Source organism: Microbispora sp. NBRC 16548, assembly GCF_030268985.1.
In the GTDB taxonomy this organism is placed as follows: Bacteria; Actinomycetota; Actinomycetes; order Streptosporangiales; family Streptosporangiaceae; genus Microbispora; species Microbispora catharanthi.
Genome location: NZ_BSSF01000029.1, coordinates 1 through 17,596 on the forward strand (window position 1 = coordinate 1; position 17,596 = coordinate 17,596).

Below are 17,596 nucleotides of genomic sequence, written 5' to 3' on the forward strand. Positions count from 1 at the left end.
CTCGACCAACAACCTGTTCGAGGCGGTCGAGGTCTACAAGCTCCAGGGCCAGAACAAGTACCTCATGCTCGTCGAGGCGATCGGCTCGCAGGGCCGCTACTTCCGCTCGTTCACGGCCGACAGCCTGAGCGGGTCGTGGACCCCGAACGCCGCGACCGAGAGCAACCCCTTCGCCGGCAAGGCCAACAGCGGCGCCACCTGGACCAACGACATCAGCCACGGCGACCTGGTCCGCAACAACCCCGACCAGACCAAGACCGTCGACCCTTGCAACCTGCAGCTGCTCTACCAGGGCCGCAGCCCCAGCTCCGGCGGCGACTACGGCCTCCTGCCCTACCGGCCGGGCCTGCTGACCCTGCAGCACTGACGGCATCACACGGGTCCACCCCGGGGTGCTCCTGACGCTCGCGTTGAAGGCGTATGCCGAATCGGGTGAGCGCCATCACGACACACGATCAGGACCGGATCGACCTGGACCGGCGGGCTCGGCCGCAAGGCCGAGCCCGCCACAGTCATGCGGACAGCCCAGATCATCCCGCTGTCCGGGCGAGGAGTTCGCCTCGGCATCACGAACTCGAGCCAGTGGCCGTACTCGACCGGCAGGTCCCACTGGTCCTCCTCGGGAAGCGCCAAGCCGACACGCCCGCCTACCCACGATCGGCTCGCCTCCTGGTGCGTCAGCGGCAGGCCGGCCGCGGGATCTGAACCGGTCCGGGCCTGATTCCGAGCGGTACGGGTTTTCGCTGTGGCGAACGGGCATCGGCGGTGATCCGTATGTAACCCGTAGCCGTCGGCGCTCGTGACATCTGCGTAACGGCTCATTCTTACGTTGTCGTCGTTGGATCTGCCCGCTGCGGCTACGGCGCGCCCACTGCTCGGGGACAGCGTTCAGGCCCCGTAGAGGAGAAGGGCCGATGACGGCGACAGGCTCGGACAACGCCAACGCTCAGGTGAAGACCGTCTGCTCCTACTGTGGGGTCGGCTGCGGGATCGTCCTTGATGTGGCGCGAGGCGCGGACGGGCGACGCCGGGTCGTCAAGGTCAGCGGAGACAAGAGCCATCCGGCCAACGCCGGTCGTCTGTGCACCAAGGGAGCCACCAGCGCCGACATGCTCGCAGCCCCCGGCCGGCTGGAGCGGGCGCTCATCAGACCCGGCCGGGGCGCGGAGCCGGAGGAGACGGGCGTCGACCAGGCGATCACGGCGACCGCCCGGCGGCTACGCGCGATCCTGGACGAGCACGGGCCCGACGCCCTGGCGTTCTACGTGTCCGGGCAGATGACGCTCGAGGCGCAGTATCTGGCGAACAAGCTGGCCAAGGGCTTCGTCGGCACCAACCAGATCGAGTCGAACTCGCGGCTGTGCATGGCGAGCGCGGGCAGCGGCTACAAACTGTCGCTGGGCTCGGACGGCCCACCCGGCTCGTACGAGGACTTCGACCGCGCCGAGGTGTTCTTCGTCATCGGCGCGAACATGGCCGACTGCCATCCCATCCTGTTCCTGCGCCTGATGGACCGGGTCAAGGCCGGGGCCAAGCTGATCGTGGTGGATCCGCGCCGCACCGCCACGGCCGACAAGGCCGACCTGTTCCTGCAGATCCGGCCGGGCACGGACCTGGCCCTGCTGAACGGCCTGCTACATCTGCTGGTGGAGAACGGGCACGTCGACGAGGAGTTCATCGCCGATCACACCCGGGGCTGGGAGGCCATGCCGGACTTCCTGCGTGACTATCCGCCGGCTGTGGTCGCCGAGCTCACCGGTCTTCCTGAGGCCGATCTGCGCCGGGCCGCCCAGTGGATCGGGGAGGCGGGCGAGTGGATGAGCTGCTGGACGATGGGACTCAACCAGAGCACCCACGGCACCTGGAACACCAACGCGCTGTGCAACCTGCACCTGGCCACGGGCGCGATCTGCCGTCCCGGCAGCGGCCCGTTCTCGCTCACCGGCCAGCCGAACGCGATGGGCGGCCGGGAGATGGGCTACATGGGGCCCGGCCTGCCCGGCCAGCGCTCGGTCCTGGTCGAGGAGGACCGCCGGTTCGCCGAGGACCTGTGGGGCATCGCGCCCGGCACGCTGCGTACCGACGTCGGCCAGGGCACGATCGAGATGTTCTCCCGGATGGCCGCGGGCGAGATCAAGGCGTGCTGGATCATCTGCACCAACCCCGTGGCCAGCGTCGCCAACCGCAAGACCGTCATCGCCGGGCTGGAGGCCGCCGAGTTCGTCGTCACCCAGGACGTCTTCGCCGCCACCGAGACCAACTCCTACGCCGACGTGGTCCTGCCCGCCGCCCTGTGGGCCGAGGCCGAAGGCGTGATGATCAATTCCGAGCGGAACCTCACCTTGCTCCGGCAGGCCGTCGACCCGGTCGGCGAGGCGCTGCCCGACTGGCGGATCATCGCCCGGGTCGCGTGCGAGATGGGATTCGAGGAGGCGTTCTCGTACGACAGCGCCGAGGAGATCTTCGAGGAGATCAAGCGGGCCTGGAACCCGGCCACCGGTTACGACCTGCGCGGCGTCACCTACGACCGGCTGCGCCGCACACCCGTGCAGTGGCCCGCCGCTCCGGACTCCGGCGAGCGCAATCCGGTCCGCTACCTCAACGACGGCCGCAGCCGTACGCTGCTCACCGGGGACGACGGCGGCGGTCCTCGGCTGGCCTTCGCGACATCGGACGGCCGGGCCGTCTTCTTCCCGCGCCCCCACCTGCCCGCCGCCGAACTGCCCGACGACGACTTCCCGTTCGTGCTCAACACCGGGCGGCTGCAGCACCAGTGGCACACTCTGACCAAGACCGGCAAGGTCGCCAAGCTCAACAAGCTCAGTCCCGGGCCGTTCGTCGAGATCAACCCGCTGGACGCCGCCGAGCACGGGATCGGTGAAGGCGACCTGGTGGCGGTTTCCTCCCGGCGTGGCCGGGCCGTCCTGCCCGCCGTCGTCACGGACCGGGTCATGCCGGGCAACTGCTTCGCGCCGTTCCACTGGAACGATCTGTTCGGCGAGTACCTCAGTGTCAACGCCGTCACCAGCGACGCCGTGGATCCGGTCTCGTTCCAGCCCGAGTTGAAGGTGTGCGCCGTCTCCCTCGCCAGGGTTCCCGCCGGAGCGGCGGCCCCGAGACCGGCGCCGGCCCTCGCCGGGCACGGCTCGTCGCAGGCTGCTCCGATCCCTCCGGCGAAGCCCGGGCAGGGTGGTCAGATCTCTGCCGGCGCGCAGATGCTCGCCGATCACGACCGTTCCGCGACGGTGGCGGCGCTGTCCGCCCTGTTCGGGCTGGCCGACCAGGCTCCGCCGGACCTCGGCACGCGGGAGCGCCGTTACCTGTCCGGGTTCCTGTCCGGCCTCACGCTCTCACCGCTCCCCGGCGCGGACGTCCCCGTCCTGCCGGATCACGCACCCATCGACCCCGACCACGCGCTGTGGATCAATGGAGCCCTCGCCGGCGCCTTCTCACGCGCCCCCGCCCCGGCGACGGGACCGCCGCCCGAGAACCGTGCTCCCAACAAGCCTGCGCGCGAGATCGTCATCCTGTGGGCCTCGCAGACCGGCAACGCCGAGGATTTCGCCTCGGCGGGCGCCCGCCGCCTCGCCGAGGCCGGCCGCAGCCCAAGGCTGGTCAGCATGGCCGACTGCTTACCGGCCGCGTTGCCGGCGGAGGCGGACGTGCTCGTCATCTCCAGCACGTTCGGCGATGGGGATGCGCCGGACAACGGCACGACCTTCTGGGAGGCCCTCTCCGATGCCGGGGCGCCCCGGCTGGACGGGGTGCGCTACGCCGTGCTCGCCTTCGGCGACTCCAGCTATGACGACTTCTGCGGGCACGGGCGGCGGCTCGATCAGCGTCTGGCGGAGCTCGGGGCCGTACGTCTGGTTCCTCGTGTGGACTGCGAAGCCGACGAGCACGAGCGTGCCCTGGGCTGGCTCGAACAGGTCCTCGACGCCCTGTCCGGCACCGGCGGGACCGCCCCCTCGGCACGCGAGCCCGGAGCCGCCGCGGCCGTGCTCGCCGAACCGTCCGCTCCCCCCGCATCGGCCCGGTACGGCAAGGCCTCCCCTTTCACCGCGACGCTCTCCGGCAACCGGCTGCTCAGCCTGCCCGGCTCCGCCAAGGAGGTGCGCCAATTCACCTTCGACACCGGCGGCGAACTGACCTACCAGGCCGGAGACGCCCTCGGTGTGATGCCGGTCAACGGAGCCGACCTGGTCATGGAATGGCTGGCCGTGACCGGCCTGAGCCCCGTCGACGACGTCGAACTCCCCGGCCTCGGCATCCTGCCGTTCGGCCAGGCCCTGCACCGCCACCTCGACATCACGAGAATCAGTTCCGGCCTGCTGAAGTTCGTCGCCGAACGCAGCCGCGACCGTGACCTGGCCCGCATCCTCCGCCCGGGCAACAAGGGCGAGCTGGACAAGTGGGCGTGGGGCCGCCAGGCCATCGACGTCGTCGCCGGCCTGCCGGTCCGCGCCACGGCGCAGGAATGGGCCGGCGTCCTCAAGAGGCTGCAGCCGCGGCTGTACTCCATCTCCTCCAGCCCCCTGACCAGCCCCGAGCAGATACGCCTGACCGTCTCGGTGGTCCGTTTCGCCAACACGCGCGGCGTCCTCCGGAGCGGCGCCTGCTCGGCGTACCTGGCCGACAGCGCACAGGACGCATCCGTTCCCGTCTACGTCCAGCCCACCACCCATTTCCGGCCCCCCTCCGACCCCGCCACCCCCGTGATCATGATCGGTCCCGGCACCGGCGTCGCCCCCTTCCTCGGCTTCCTCGACGAACGCCGCGCTCTGGGGCACCGCGGCCGCAACTGGCTCTTCTTCGGCGAACAGCGCCGCGCCACCGACTTCTACTACCGCGACGAGCTGACCGCGCTCCGCGACGACGGGCTGCTCACCCGCCTCGACCTCGCCTTCTCCCGCGACCAGCGCGCCAAGATCTACGTCCAGGACCGCATGCGTGAACACGGCGGCCGGCTGTGGGCCTGGCTCCAGGAGGGCGCCCGCGTGTACGTGTGCGGCGACGCCAGCCGGATGGCCAGGGACGTCGACCAGACGTTGCGTGCCATCGCGGCCCACCACGGCGGCCTGTCAGCGGAGGACGCCGCCGCCTACGTCAAGCAACTCGCCGCCGCCAAACGCTACGTACGCGACGTGTACTGACCCGGCAGGGGCGGCGATCACGTCGATCGATGGCGGTCGTCCGCCGGGGACCTGCTCATGCCGGATAGGCGTGGGTCTCGGTGGCCTTGACCGAGGCCCAGATCCGCTGACCCGGGCTCAGCCGGAGGTCGGCCAGGGCGGCGGGGGTGATGTCGGCGAAGGCGGTGATCGGGCCGTCGAGGTGGACGCGGACGTTGTCGCCGTGCCGCTCGATGCCGCCGATCGTGGCCTGCCACAGGTTGCGGGGGCTGCCGTCGGGGCGGGTGCGGTAGAGGGCCACGGCGGCGGGCGAGAAGGCCACGAACGCGGGCCCGTCGACCTGTTCGGAGGTGTGCAGCGGCAGTTCGCCGACCTTGACCCGGGCGCCGTCGCCGAGCCCGCGGTGGAGGTTGAGCCCGACGAGGCGGGCGACGTAGTCGGTGCGCGGGCGGCGGGCGACCTCCGCGGGGGTGCCCTGCTGGACGATGCCGCCGGACTCGATGACGATCAGCCGGTCGGCCAGCACCATCGCATCGAGCGGGTCGTGGGTGACCAGCACGGTGGCGCCGTCGAAGTCGGCCAGGTGGCGGCGCAGCTGGGAGCGGATCTCCAGCCGGGTGTGCGCGTCCAGCGCCGCCAGCGGCTCGTCCAGCAGCATCAGCCGGGGCCGTACGGCCAGCGCCCGGGCGAGGGCGACGCGCTGTGCCTGCCCGCCGGAGAGCTGACGGGGCTTGGCAGCCGCCCGGTCGGCCAGGCCGACGCGCTCCAGCAGTGCCGCGGCGACGCGGCGCGCCTCGGCCTTGGGGACGCCCTGGCAGCGCGGTCCGAAGGCGACGTTGTCGAGCGCGGACAGGTGCGGGAAAAGCAGGTAGTCCTGGAAGACCACGCCGACCGGGCGCTGCTCGGGGGGCACGGTGTGCAGCGGCCGGCCGTCCAGGCTGATGTGCCCGCCGGACATGGCGGTCAGCCCGGCCAGGGCGCGCAGCGCGGTGGTCTTGCCCGCGCCGTTCGGCCCGAGCAGCGCGACGACCTCTCCTGGTGCGACATCGAGCGTGATGTCCAGGGTGAAGGCGGATCGGTGGACGACCAGGGTCGCCTGCAGGCCGTCGGTGGTCACGGGCTGTTCACCCACCGATCGCGCAGGCCGGCCAGGATGATCACCGAGACGGCCAGCAGAACCAGGCTGAGCACGATGGCCGCGTCCGGCTCGGTTTCCAGCGCCAGATAAACCGCCAGCGGCATCGTACGGGTGGTGCCGGGGAAGTTGCCGGCGAAGGTGATGGTGGCGCCGAACTCACCGAGCGCCCGTGCCCAGCACAGCACCGCTCCGGCCACGACACCGGGCATGATGAGCGGCAGGGTGATCCGCCGGAAGACGGTCCAGCGGGAGGCTCCCAGCGTGGCGGCGGCCTCCTCGAACCGCCGATCAGCGGCGCGCAGCGCCCCCTCGACGCTGATCACCAGGAACGGCATGGCCACGAACGCCTCGGCGACGATCACGCCGATGGTCGTGAAGGGCAGCGTGATCCCGAAGGCGGCCTCCAGCCACTGCCCGATCAGCCCGCGCCGCCCCAGCACCAGCAGCAGCGCCACACCGCCCACCACCGGCGGCAGGACCAGCGGCACGGTCACCAGAGCCCGCACCACCCGCCGGCCCGGGAACTCGACCCGGGCCAGCAGCCAGGCCAGCGGCACCCCGAACAGCACGCAGACGGCCGTGGCGGCGGTGGCGCACACCAGCGACAGCCGCAGCGCCTCCAGCACCTGCGGCTCGGCCAGCCGCTGGAGCAGCGTGGACCAGGGCGCCCGGAACAGCAGCCCGGCCAGCGGCAGCACCAGGAAGGCCAGTCCCACCACGGCCGGTAGCACCAGCATCCACGGCAGACGGCCGGAGACCTCACGGCGGGCGGCCGGGTGGCCGGCCGCACCGCCGCGGGGTGTGTCTGAGCGGCCGGGGCGCCGCGCCTGCGAGGAGGTCATCCGGGTCAGGGGGTCTCGAAGCCGGCCTTGGTCAGCACGTCCTTGCCCTGCTGCGACAGCACGAGATCGACGAACTGCTCGGCCAGGTCGCCGGCGGGAGCCTTCGACAAGGTCGCGATCGGATAGTCGTTGATCGCCTTATCCGCCTCGGGGAAGGCGATGCCCTGCACCTTGCCCGCCGCGGCGATCACGTCGGTCGTGTAGACCAGGGCGGCGTCCACCTCGCCCAGCTCGACCTTGGTCAGCGTGGCCTTGACGTCCTGCTCCAAGGTGACCGGCGTGACCTTCAGCCCGGCCGCGTCCAGCGCCTTGACGGCCGCCGCCCCGCACGGCACCTGCTCGGCGCACAACGCCACCTTCACCTTGGGATCGGTCAGGTCCTTCAGCTCGTCGACCTTGGCCGGGTTGTCCTTCGGGACGGCGATCTCCAGCTTGTTCCGCACGAAGGTGGTCGGCCCGCTCGCCAGCGACGCGTCGGTGACGGTCTTCATCGTGGCCGGACTGGCCGCGGCGAACACGTCGGCCGGAGCTCCCTGGACGATCTGCTGGGCCAGCGTCGCGCTGGAGCCGAAGTTGAACTTCACCGTCGCACCCGGGTGGGCGGCCTCGAAGGCCTTGCCGAGCTCGGTGAACGTCCCGGTCAGCGACGCGGCCGCGAACACGTTCACGTTTTTCGCCCCGGCCGCGGCCGAGGTCGAAGCGGGAGCGGAAGACGTGGACCCGGCCGTATCACTTGAGCCGCAGCCGGACAGCCCGGCGATCACCAGCGCGACGGGCACGGCGACCGCCCATCGCGAAAGGCGCCTGAACACCAAGGGAGCTCCTTATGGAGTAGTGGCCACGCGCTCATGGCCGGGAATCTCGACGACGACGTTGGTGGACTTGATCACGGCGACCGCCACCACCCCTGCCTCCAGGCCCAGCTCGTCGGCGGCCTGCCGGCTCATCAGCGACACCACCCGGAACGGCCCGGCGGCGATCTCCACCTGAGCCATCACCGCGTCCCTGATGACCTCGGTGACGATCCCGCGAAAGCGGTTACGCGCCGAGGACCGCCTGCCGTCGCCAGTCGTCTCGACCTGCGATCGCGCGAAGGCGGCCAGGTCGGCCCCGCTGATCTGCCGGTGGCCGTGCTCGTCCCGTACCGCGGCCAGCCGGCCCGCGTCCACCCACCGGCGGACGGTGTCGGAGCTGACCCCGAGCAACGCGGCGGCCTCGCTGATCCGAAACGTCGTCACAGATCCTCACCTTACCTCTCGCACATTCCAGGCTGAATACCCCTCTTCAACCGCAGCAGCGGCCCAATCTCTGTTGTTCTCATGGCATTCACGAGATCGTAGAGCACGCCCGCCATGGGCGTGGGCTCCGCGCGCCGCCGGGGCCCCATGTCGGCACTCACGGCCGCGCCGCTGACCGCACTTACCCCCACGCTCACCCCCACGGCCACCGCCGCCGTCACCGCTACTGCTGCCGGGCCATCCTCCACCGTCCAGGCGACGCCCGAAGCGGCGCCGGTCACGCTGCGCACGGGGCCCGCCGGTAGGCCGGCGATGGCCTGTTCGCCCGCACACCTCGGGTACGACGTGTTCGCCGTGAACCCAGGGGCCTGACCGGGCTGGACCCCCGGCCGGGGGCCCAGCCCCATATGTCAGCGGCGGCGTCAGGACGGCGACGGCCCGGTATCAGAGCGGTCGGCGATGGTGGACATCGAAAGAACACAACACAAGGAGCACATGATGCAGAAGTTCGACACCCCCGCCCCGATCTCCGCCGTCCTGGACATCCCCGCGGGACGCGTCCAGTTCATCGCCGCCGACCGGGCCGACACCGCGGTCGAGGTCCGGCCCACGAACGCCTCGAAGAGCCGCGACGTGAAGGCGGCCGAGCAGACCACGGTCGAATACGCCGACGGAGTCCTGCGGATCGAGGCCTCGGTGCAGAACCAGTACCTCGGCCCCTCCGGATCCATCGACGTGACGGTCGAGCTGCCCGCCGGTTCCCAGGTCGAGGCGAAGACGGCCAGCGCCGAACTCCGGACCGTCGGCCGCCTCGGCGACGTCGCCTTCGAAGGCGCGTACCGCCAGATCAAGCTCGACGAGACCGCAAGCCTCCGCCTCGCCGCGACCGACGGCGACGTCGAGGTCGGTCGGCTGGGCGGCCCCGCGGAGATCAGCACCGCACGGGGCGACATCCGGATCGCCGAGGCCACCGGCGGCAAGGTCGTGCTCCGCACCCAGTCCGGCGACATCTCGATCGCCGCTGCCGGCGGAGTCTCGGCGGCCCTGGACGCCGGCACCACCCACGGCCGCATCACCAACGCCCTAAAGAACGACGGCACCGCCGAACTCGACATCCACGCCACCACCTCCGACGGTGACATCACCGCCCGCAGCCTGTGAGCCGCAGCCTCCACGGACTGTCACTACTCAACGAAGCGGTCCGGGGCGACAGCGGAGGTCGGCCAGGTCGGCCCTGGACCCGCGGCCGGATGGCCCGGGCCCGCGGCCGCACCGTGACCGCACCGTGGCCGCACTGGCCGCACTGGCCGCACTGGCCGCACTGGCCGCACCGTGGCCCGGCCCCGGACCGTGGGATAGCATCCTGCTGTGTCCATCGCCATCCGCCTCGCCCCTGGGTGCCGGCCGCGCGGCTGCCGGGCCCCGGCGCGGCGTGTGCTCGGCCGCAAGGTGCGGTACGTGCTTGGCGCCGAGGCTGGTCAGGTGAACGGGACGCGGTGGTCCGGCACCCCCCGTGCCGTGCGAGGTATCTGAGCGAGATCGCTCTCCTCGGCTCCGTCGTTCCCGCCCAGAATCCGGGACGACGAGGCTCACTCAAGCTTCCTTACCAGCCACCTAGAGCCGGGCGTAGCCCGTGCCAGGAGCGTTTGTGCGATGAACAGCAAATTCTTCTTCCCGGCGTTGCCGGGCGAATCCCCCAGCGGGGACGGCTATTTCGGTGCGTTCGGCGGCAAGTTCATCCCGGAGGCGCTTGTCGCCGCCGTGGACGAGGTCGCCGTCGAGTACGAGAGGGCCAAGACGGATCCCGGGTTCGCCGCGGAGTTCGAGCTACTGCTCGCCCACTACGCAGGGCGTCCGAGCGCGCTCACCGAAGTCCCCGGATTCGCCGGGCACGCCGGCGGCGCACGCGTGTTCCTCAAACGCGAAGACCTCAACCACACCGGCTCGCATAAGATCAACAACGTGCTCGGGCAGGCCCTGCTGACCAAGCGGATGGGCAAGCCGCGCGTTATCGCCGAGACGGGAGCCGGCCAGCACGGGGTGGCGACCGCGACGGCATCCGCGCTGTTCGGGCTGGAATGCACCATCTACATGGGGGAAACCGACATCCGCCGGCAGGCGGTCAACGTGGCACGGATGAAAATGCTCGGCGCCACGGTGATACCGGTTACCTCTGGCTCCCGTACTCTCAAGGACGCCATCAACGAGACGTTCCGGGACTGGGTCGCGAACGTCGAGACCACGCACTACATCTTCGGCACCGTCGCCGGGCCCCATCCCTTCCCTGCCATGATCCGCGATTTCCAGCGCGTCATCGGCGTCGAGGCCCGCCGTCAGATCATCGAGCGAGCCGGCCGCCTGCCCGATGCCGCGATCGCGTGCGTCGGAGGCGGATCCAACGCCATCGGCCTGTTCCACGCTTTCCTCCCGGACACGGATGTACGCCTCATCGGCTGCGAGGCCGCCGGGCACGGGGTGGAGACCGGGAAGCACGCGGCCGCGCTCTCGGCGGGTGAGCCCGGCATCCTGCACGGCTCGCGCTCCTACGTGCTGCAGGACGATGAAGGCCAGATCACCGAGCCCTGGTCGATCTCGGCCGGCCTCGACTACCCGGGCGTCGGACCGGAGCACGCATACCTTCACGACACCGGCCGCGGCGAATACCTCCCGGTCACGGACGCCGCCGCGATGCGGGCCTTCCGGCTGCTCGCGTCGACTGAGGGCATCATCCCGGCGATAGAGAGCGCCCACGCACTCGCCGGCGCCATCGAAGTCGGCACCGAACTCGGACCGGACGGGCTGATCCTGGTGAACCTGTCGGGCCGGGGCGACAAGGACATGGAGACCGCCGCACGGTACTTCGAGCGGGACGCCGACGCGGCCAGGGCAGAGGGAGCGCAGAAGTGAGCGGAAACCTGCGGCTTCTGGCCGACACGCTGGCCCGGGCGAGGCAAGAGAACCGGGCCGCGCTCATCACGTACATGACAGCCGGCTTTCCGACCGTCGACGACGGCATCGCCGCAACCCAGGCGATGCTGAACAGCGGAGCCGACATCGTCGAGATCGGCCTGCCGCACAGCGACCCGGTGCTCGACGGCCCGGTGATCCAGGCCGCCGACGACATCGCCCTGCGCGCCGGCGTCCGGATCGCCGACGTCATCCGCACCGTGCGAGAGGCATACCAGGCCACCGGCAAGCCAGTCCTGGTCATGTCCTACTGGAACCCGATCGACAAGTACGGCGCCGAGCGCTTCGGCAGCGAGCTGGCCGAGGCAGGCGGCGCGGGATGCATCTTTCCTGACCTGCCCGTGCAGGAGTCCGCGCTGTGGCGCGAAACCGCGGCCAGGCATGGCCTCGCCACCGTCTTCGTGGCCGCGCCGAGCACCACCGACGAACGGCTGCGGGAACTCACCGCGGCAGGAACAGGGTTCGTCTACGCCTCATCGCTGATGGGGGTCACCGGCGCCCGGGACGCTGTCAGCACAGCCGCCGGCTCGCTGGTGCGGCGTATCAGGGCGACCACCGAACTCCCCGTCTGCGTCGGAATCGGGATTTCCGACGCTGCGCAGGCTGCCCAGGTGGCTCGCTTCGCCGACGGCGTGATCGTCGCGTCCGTACTGGTCAAGGCTGTCCTCGACGCACCCGATGCTGCCGCGGGAACCGCGGCCGTGGCGGAACTCACCGCCGAACTGAGCCGTGCAACCCGTCGGCACGCGGATTGATCGGCGTGGGTGTGATGGCGCGTTCGCCCGCCACCTCCGGTCCTGCGGCTCGACCTGGCCCTCGATGCGTTCGGCCGCCGATCACTCGTCGCGCCTTCGTTCCGGGAGGGGGAAGGTACGGCTGTCGCCGCGCCGAAGCCGGGCGTGGTGGCCGTGCACCACGAAATCCAGGGCGGTAGGGCCGTCATCGGCCCGGGTGATCCGTACGCGGGAGGGATCGGCCTCGATGGAGAGCTCCGCACCTCGGTAGCGGAGGCACAGCGACAGCGTGGTGAGCTGTTCGGGGAGCACCGGATTCAGGTGCAGGCCGTCGGGCCTGGCCTCGAGGTCGAGGTAGCAGCGCTGGACCAGGTCCAGCGTGCCGGCCATGGCGCCCAGGTGGACCCCCTCGGCGGTGGTCCCTCCCTGTACGTCGGTGATGTCGCCGGTCAGCGTCTCGGTGAAGAATCGCCATGAGCCGGTGCGGTCCGATCGCGCCAGCACCCAGGCGTGCACCACGGCACTCAGGGTCGAACCGTGGCAGGTGCGGGAGAGGTAGTAGCGGATGGTGCGCCGGGTCAGGCCCGGTGCCGCCGGATAGCCCAGCCGGTCGAGGATCTGCCTCACCTCCCGGGCCGTGAGCAGGTAGAACAGCATGAGCACGTCGGCCTGCTTCGACGCCCGATAGCGGTTGGCACTGTCGTTGTCGGCCTCCAGCGCACGGTCCAGTCGCCGCACGCCGCGATAACGATCCCAGTCCAGCTCCGCCAGTTGCGCGTACCCCGTGAACTGGCTGATGACGCCATCGTGGAAGTCCACGCGCATCCGCCGGGTGATCTCCTCCCAGCGCTCGGTCTCCACGTCCGTCAGGCCGAGACGGCGGCGCAGATCCTCCCGCGCGCGTTGCGGCATCAGGTCGAGCGCCTGACGAGCGCGCAGCAGCAGCCACACCGTCATGATGTTGGTGTACGCGTTGTTGTCCAGGCCCGGGGACGCCGCGCCGGGATAGCCGTCGTGGTACTCGTCCGGCCCCATCACGCCCTGGATCTCGTAGCGGCCCGACACGGGGTTGAGCCGGGCCAGCGAGGCGAAGAGGCGGGCGATCTCGACCAGAAGGCAGGCGCCCGTCCCGGCGAGGAACTCCATGTCGCCGGTGATCGCGTAGTGCTGCCAGGCGTTGTAGGCGATGGCCAGCCCGACGTGCCGCTGCAGGTACGTGTGGTCAGGTGTCCACCGGCCGGAGCGGGGGTTGAGGTGGAACCGCGGGGTCTCGTCGCGGCCGTCGCTGCCGCTCTGCCAGGGGAACATCGCCCCGCGCAGGCCCGCGGCGCGGGCCGCGGCCCGGGCCTCCGGAAGCCGCCGCAGGCGATAGCGAAGCGCACCGCGGGCGATATCGGGGAACCGCAGGGTCAGCCAGGGCAGCACGAACAGCTCGTCCCAGAACACATGTCCCCGATACGCCTCGCCGTGCAGGCCACGTGCGGGCACACCCACGTCGAGGCCGGCGGTGTGCGGCGACAGGGTCTGCAGCAGGTGGAAGGTGTTCAGGCGGATGTCCCGCTGGACGCGCGGGCCCGTCACCTCCAGCCGGGCCCGTTCCCACAGGTCACGCCAGGCGATCTCGTGCTGTTTCAGCAGTTCGCCGAACCCCGGCGCGAGTTCGGCCCGCCGCAGCGCGGCGGAGGTCGCATCGGCGATGGCGAGATCGCGCGATGTGGTGAGCGCGACCGTCTTGACGACCGTGACAGGATGGCCCCGTTCCAAGCGCAGCACGCGTGTCTCCATGACATGGTCGTCGTATCGGTCGACCTCGGGCCCGCCTCCACTGTTCGAGGAGGTGCCGACTCGCGAGGCCAGGACGACCTCGACACCGGCGGACCGGGTCCGTGCCCGAAGCCATGCCAGGTGTCCTTCGGCCCCCGCCGCGTGCTGTGTCAAATGGTCGCCACGCAGGTCGCGGTATCGGGCCACTCCCGTGTTGGCCACGCGGCCGTCCAGCCCGGAGCGTACGCGAAGAGGCCCCGACCAGTCCTCGGCCGTGAAGGTCGTCTCCAGAGCGGCCAGGTACGGGTCGGCCATGGAGACCAGACGGCGCTGCCGTACCGACGTGATACGGCCCTGGGTGTCCCGGAAGCGGATCAGCCGGTGCAGGACGGCGTGGCGCATGTCCAGCTCCTGCCGATACCGGAGCAGGTCCGCGGTGCTCGGGGAGAACCATTCGGAGCCGGGTGTCGCGAAGGTCAGGGGCAGCCAGTTCGGCAGGTTGACCATGTCCTCGTTGGTCAGCTGGTGGCCGTCGACGTTCGAGGTGAGCCGGTCGTAGCATCCGGCGACGTACGTCCCCGGGTAGTGGACGGCATCGGCCTCGGCTTCGGGTGCCGCGCCTCGCGTGGCGAATCGGCCGTTGCCCAGCGTGCACAGGGCCTCGCGCAGCCCTTCGTGAGAGGGATCGAACCCCTCGTACGCCAGTGACCACGGATTCAACGCAGCTCCTCTTGGGCCTGCCCGCTCAACCCGGGCGGGGTTCCAACCCGGAAACCGCACTCTGACGTGGTGTCCGGCATTCGGCGCCGCGTTACGTCTCGGCCGTGTCCTCTGCTTCCCCGGCCTGGAAGGCTACTCGATCAAGCCGAGAACGTCCTGCTCGTTACGGTGCAGGATCACTCTGTTGATCGCCTCGGTCATCTCCTGCCTGGTGTAGGCGCCCTCCGGGATCTCGTTCAGGTGCGCGAGCATGTCGGCGGTCAGGTGCAGACGCGCCGACGCGTTCGCGTAGACATCCCGGACCGCGACCGTTTCACGTTCGCGGTATACCTCGTCGAGCACCTGCCGCATCTCGTCCTGGAAAACGTGACTGGGCATCTCGCGTGTCCACCCCCTGATTCCTGGCTCCGTACCCACGAACCGACGTGATCCCACTTCGACCCGGGTGAGCTTGCGGCAGGACGGTGGCGGGTACGGGCCGGGACGTTCGTCCGCGTGCAGGAGACGAAGTTCCCTACCTCGCCGGCTGCGCGAGGCGAAGGGTGGGAGGGACTCTCGTAGTCGACATGTAGCGGGGTGGGCCATGTCGCGGTTGGTCAGGTGGTTCGCCGAGCTGGGCCGTACGGACGTCGGCCTGGTGGGCGGCAAGAACGCGGGCCTGGGGGAACTGACGCGCAACCTGGCCCGGGCGGGGGTTCGCGTGCCGGAGGGCTTCGCCCTCACCGCCGACGCCTATCGCCGGTTCATCCAGGTGAACGGGCTGAACGAAGTGATCGCGGAGCACATCGGCCGGCTGCGCCGAGGGGCCGACCTGCCGGACGTCGGCCGCGCGATACGGGACGCCATCCTGGCGGCCGAGCTTCCGGCGGCGGTCACGGAAGCCGTTGAGCAGGCATACGGTGAGCTGGCCGATCGCCTGGGGACCATCGATCCGGATGTCGCGGTGCGCAGCAGCGCGACCGCGGAAGACCTGCCGGAGGCCAGTTTCGCCGGGCAGCTGGAGAGCTTCCTCAACGTCAGCGGTGCGGCGGCGTTGCTCGGCGCCTGTCTTCGCTGTTACGCGTCCCTGTTCACCGACCGGGCGATCAGTTACCGGGAGGACAGCGGGTTCGGTCACCTGGACGTCGCCCTGTCGGTCGGGGTGCAGCGCATGGTCCGCTCCGACCTGGCCGCCGCCGGAGTGATGTTCTCGATCGACACCGAGACCGGTTTCCCCCGCTCGGTCCTGATCGACGCCTCCTGGGGGCTGGGCGAGACGGTGGTCGGCGGCAAGGTGGATCCCGACGAGTACGTGGTGTTCAAGCCGCTCCTCGGCGACCCGGACCTGTGCCCCATCGTGTCGAAGACCCGGGGGCGCAAGGAACGCAAGGTGGTCTACGACGCGGCGGGAGGAACCCGCCAGCTCGACACCACAGAGGAAGAGGCGGTCCGGTACGCGCTGGACGACGAGGAAATCATGCTGCTGGCCCGGTGGGCCACCGCGGTGGAGGGCCATTACGGCACCCCGATGGACATGGAATGGGCCAAGGACGGCAGGACCGGCGAGATCTTCCTCGTCCAGGCCCGCCCGGAGACCGTCCACCAGCGCCGGGAGGCGTCGCTGCTGCGCACCTACCGCATCCGCGACGCCGGTGAACCAATGGTCGAGCCGCTGGTGAAGGGGCTGGCCATCGGAGACGCGATAGCGGCAGGGCCGGTGTGCAACCTGACCAGCGCGGCGGAGATCGACCGCTTCGTGGCCGGATCGGTGCTCGTCACGAAGATCACCGACCCCGACTGGGAGCCGATCATGAAGAGGGCCGCGGCGATCGTCACCGACCACGGCGGCCGCACCTCTCACGCCGCCATCGTCAGCCGCGAACTCGGCGTCCCCGCGATCATCGGCACCGGCGACGCGACCACCCTGCTCGGTGACGGCATGACGGTGACCGTCTCCTGCGCCGAGGGGGACGAGGGCTTCGTCTACGAGGGCCTGCGCGACTACGAGGACGAGGAGATCAGCCTGGAGGACATCCCGGCCACCAGGACCAGGGTCATGCTCAACCTGGCCAACCCCGCCGCGGCCTTCCGCTGGTGGCGGCTGCCCGCCGACGGCGTCGGCCTGGCCCGGATGGAGTTCATCGTCAACAACCACGTCAAGATCCACCCCATGGCCCTGGTGCACCCCGGCCGCGTCGAGGAGGACGCCCGCCGCAGGATCACCGAGCTCACCCGGGGCTACGACGACCTGACCGAGTACTTCGTCGAGCGACTGGCCCACGGCATCGCCCGCATCGCCGCCTCCCGCTGGCCCGACCCCGTGATCGTACGAATGAGCGACTTCAAGACCAACGAATACGCGCGGCTCGTCGGCGGGCGGCGGTTCGAGCCCCACGAGGAGAATCCGATGCTCGGGTGGCGCGGGGCCAGCCGCTACTACACGGAGGGATACCGGGAGGGCTTCGCCCTCGAATGCCGTGCCATCCGCCGGGTGCGGGAGCGCATCGGGCTCACCAACGTCATCGTGATGATCCCGTTCTGCCGTACGGTCGAGGAGGCCGACCGGGTCCTGCGGGTCATGGCCGAGGAGAACCTGGGGCGGGGCCGAGGCGGCCTGGAGGTCTACGCCATGGCCGAGATCCCGGCCAACATCATCCTGGCCGAGGAGTTCGCCGACCGCTTCGACGGGTTCTCCATCGGCAGCAACGACCTCACCCAGCTCACCCTCGGGGTCGACCGGGACTCCGCCGAGCTGGCGCATCTGTTCGACGAACGCAATCCCGCCCTCACCCGCAGCATCGAGCACCTCATCTCGGCCGCGCACGCCAAGAGACGCAAGGTCGGGCTCTGCGGGCAACGTCCCAGCGACGACCCGGACTTCGCCCGGTTCCTGGTCGAGGCGGGTATCGACTCGATCTCCGTCGCACCCGACAGCTTCTTCTCGGTGAAAGAGAACGTCGCCGCGGCCGAACGAGGACAGGAGCGCCGGGAACCTGCCTCAGCGGTCCGCGGAACGCGGTCGTGGCCGTCGGCCTGATCGCCGGCGTCCCGCCGTACCGCCGCCCGGCGGCCACGTTCACGT

Annotated in this window: 14 protein-coding genes; 8 read left to right on the forward strand and 6 right to left on the reverse strand. The window is 70.5% G+C overall.

Annotated elements, in window-relative coordinates; translation table 11 throughout:
• Both QSK36_RS40930 and QSK36_RS40935 read left to right on the forward strand, forming a co-directional pair.
• On the forward strand, nucleotides 1-367 hold a 367-nt coding region (locus tag QSK36_RS40930), incomplete at its 5' end, for a non-reducing end alpha-L-arabinofuranosidase family hydrolase (RefSeq protein WP_285786144.1).
• Nucleotides 368-914: 547 nt separating this feature from the next.
• Nucleotides 915-5,153, forward strand: a complete 4,239-nt coding sequence (locus tag QSK36_RS40935) for a bifunctional nitrate reductase/sulfite reductase flavoprotein subunit alpha (RefSeq protein ID WP_285786145.1) — start codon at nucleotides 915-917, stop codon at nucleotides 5,151-5,153.
• 55 nt (nucleotides 5,154-5,208) lie between these two features.
• Here QSK36_RS40935 and QSK36_RS40940 read toward each other — a convergent pair whose 3' ends face one another.
• From QSK36_RS40940 to QSK36_RS40955, 4 genes are read right to left on the reverse strand one after another with little or no spacing between them, the layout of a single operon-like run.
• Nucleotides 5,209-6,249 (reverse strand): ABC transporter ATP-binding protein, encoded by a 1,041-nt coding sequence (locus QSK36_RS40940; protein ID WP_285786146.1) that lies wholly within the window; start codon nucleotides 6,247-6,249, stop codon nucleotides 5,209-5,211.
• The gene (locus QSK36_RS40945; RefSeq protein WP_502883453.1) at nucleotides 6,246-7,112 is read right to left on the reverse strand and encodes an ABC transporter permease; all 867 of its coding nucleotides are present in this window, start codon (nucleotides 7,110-7,112) and stop codon (nucleotides 6,246-6,248) included. Before QSK36_RS40945 ends, QSK36_RS40940 begins: the two co-directional genes overlap by 4 nt.
• A 5-nt stretch (nucleotides 7,113-7,117) precedes the next feature.
• The gene (modA, locus tag QSK36_RS40950; protein ID WP_285786147.1) at nucleotides 7,118-7,927 is read right to left on the reverse strand and encodes a molybdate ABC transporter substrate-binding protein; all 810 of its coding nucleotides are present in this window, start codon (nucleotides 7,925-7,927) and stop codon (nucleotides 7,118-7,120) included.
• Nucleotides 7,928-7,936: 9 nt separating this feature from the next.
• Nucleotides 7,937-8,350, reverse strand: a complete 414-nt coding sequence (locus tag QSK36_RS40955; protein WP_183542024.1) for a TOBE domain-containing protein — start codon at nucleotides 8,348-8,350, stop codon at nucleotides 7,937-7,939.
• Nucleotides 8,351-8,497: 147 nt separating this feature from the next.
• On the opposite strand from QSK36_RS40955, the gene QSK36_RS40960 reads away from it, so the two are divergent.
• From QSK36_RS40960 to trpA, 5 genes are all read left to right on the forward strand, one after another.
• Entirely contained in the window at nucleotides 8,498-8,722 is a 225-nt protein-coding gene (locus QSK36_RS40960) for a hypothetical protein (RefSeq protein ID WP_285786148.1), read from the forward strand.
• A gap of 126 nt (nucleotides 8,723-8,848) precedes the next feature.
• On the forward strand, nucleotides 8,849-9,511 hold the full coding sequence (locus tag QSK36_RS40965; protein ID WP_285786149.1) for a DUF4097 family beta strand repeat-containing protein: 663 nt from the start codon (nucleotides 8,849-8,851) through the stop codon (nucleotides 9,509-9,511).
• Nucleotides 9,512-9,718: 207 nt separating this feature from the next.
• The gene (trpM, locus tag QSK36_RS43795) at nucleotides 9,719-9,883 is read left to right on the forward strand and encodes a tryptophan biosynthesis modulator TrpM (protein ID WP_396781818.1); all 165 of its coding nucleotides are present in this window, start codon (nucleotides 9,719-9,721) and stop codon (nucleotides 9,881-9,883) included.
• 120 nt (nucleotides 9,884-10,003) lie between these two features.
• Nucleotides 10,004-11,257: a tryptophan synthase subunit beta gene (trpB, locus tag QSK36_RS40970; RefSeq protein WP_285786150.1), complete on the forward strand. Its 1,254-nt coding sequence runs from the start codon at nucleotides 10,004-10,006 to the stop codon at nucleotides 11,255-11,257.
• Nucleotides 11,254-12,072, forward strand: coding sequence for a tryptophan synthase subunit alpha (trpA, locus tag QSK36_RS40975; protein ID WP_285786151.1), 819 nt, complete (start codon nucleotides 11,254-11,256; stop codon nucleotides 12,070-12,072). Before trpB ends, trpA begins: the two co-directional genes overlap by 4 nt.
• An 81-nt stretch (nucleotides 12,073-12,153) precedes the next feature.
• On the opposite strand, the gene QSK36_RS40980 is transcribed toward trpA, so the two are convergent.
• Together QSK36_RS40980 and QSK36_RS40985 are read right to left on the reverse strand one after the other, a co-directional pair.
• On the reverse strand, nucleotides 12,154-14,535 hold the full coding sequence (locus tag QSK36_RS40980; RefSeq protein WP_285786152.1) for a glycoside hydrolase family 65 protein: 2,382 nt from the start codon (nucleotides 14,533-14,535) through the stop codon (nucleotides 12,154-12,156).
• Nucleotides 14,536-14,667: 132 nt separating this feature from the next.
• Nucleotides 14,668-14,913 carry a hypothetical protein gene (locus QSK36_RS40985; protein ID WP_285786153.1) on the reverse strand — a complete coding sequence of 82 codons (246 nt, stop codon included), beginning with the start codon at nucleotides 14,911-14,913 and terminating at the stop codon, nucleotides 14,668-14,670.
• A gap of 205 nt (nucleotides 14,914-15,118) precedes the next feature.
• Here QSK36_RS40985 and ppsA point away from each other — a divergent pair, with 205 nt between their 5' ends.
• Nucleotides 15,119-17,551 (forward strand): phosphoenolpyruvate synthase, encoded by a 2,433-nt coding sequence (gene ppsA / locus QSK36_RS40990; RefSeq protein ID WP_285786154.1) that lies wholly within the window; start codon nucleotides 15,119-15,121, stop codon nucleotides 17,549-17,551.
• Nucleotides 17,552-17,596 lie beyond the last annotated feature (45 nt).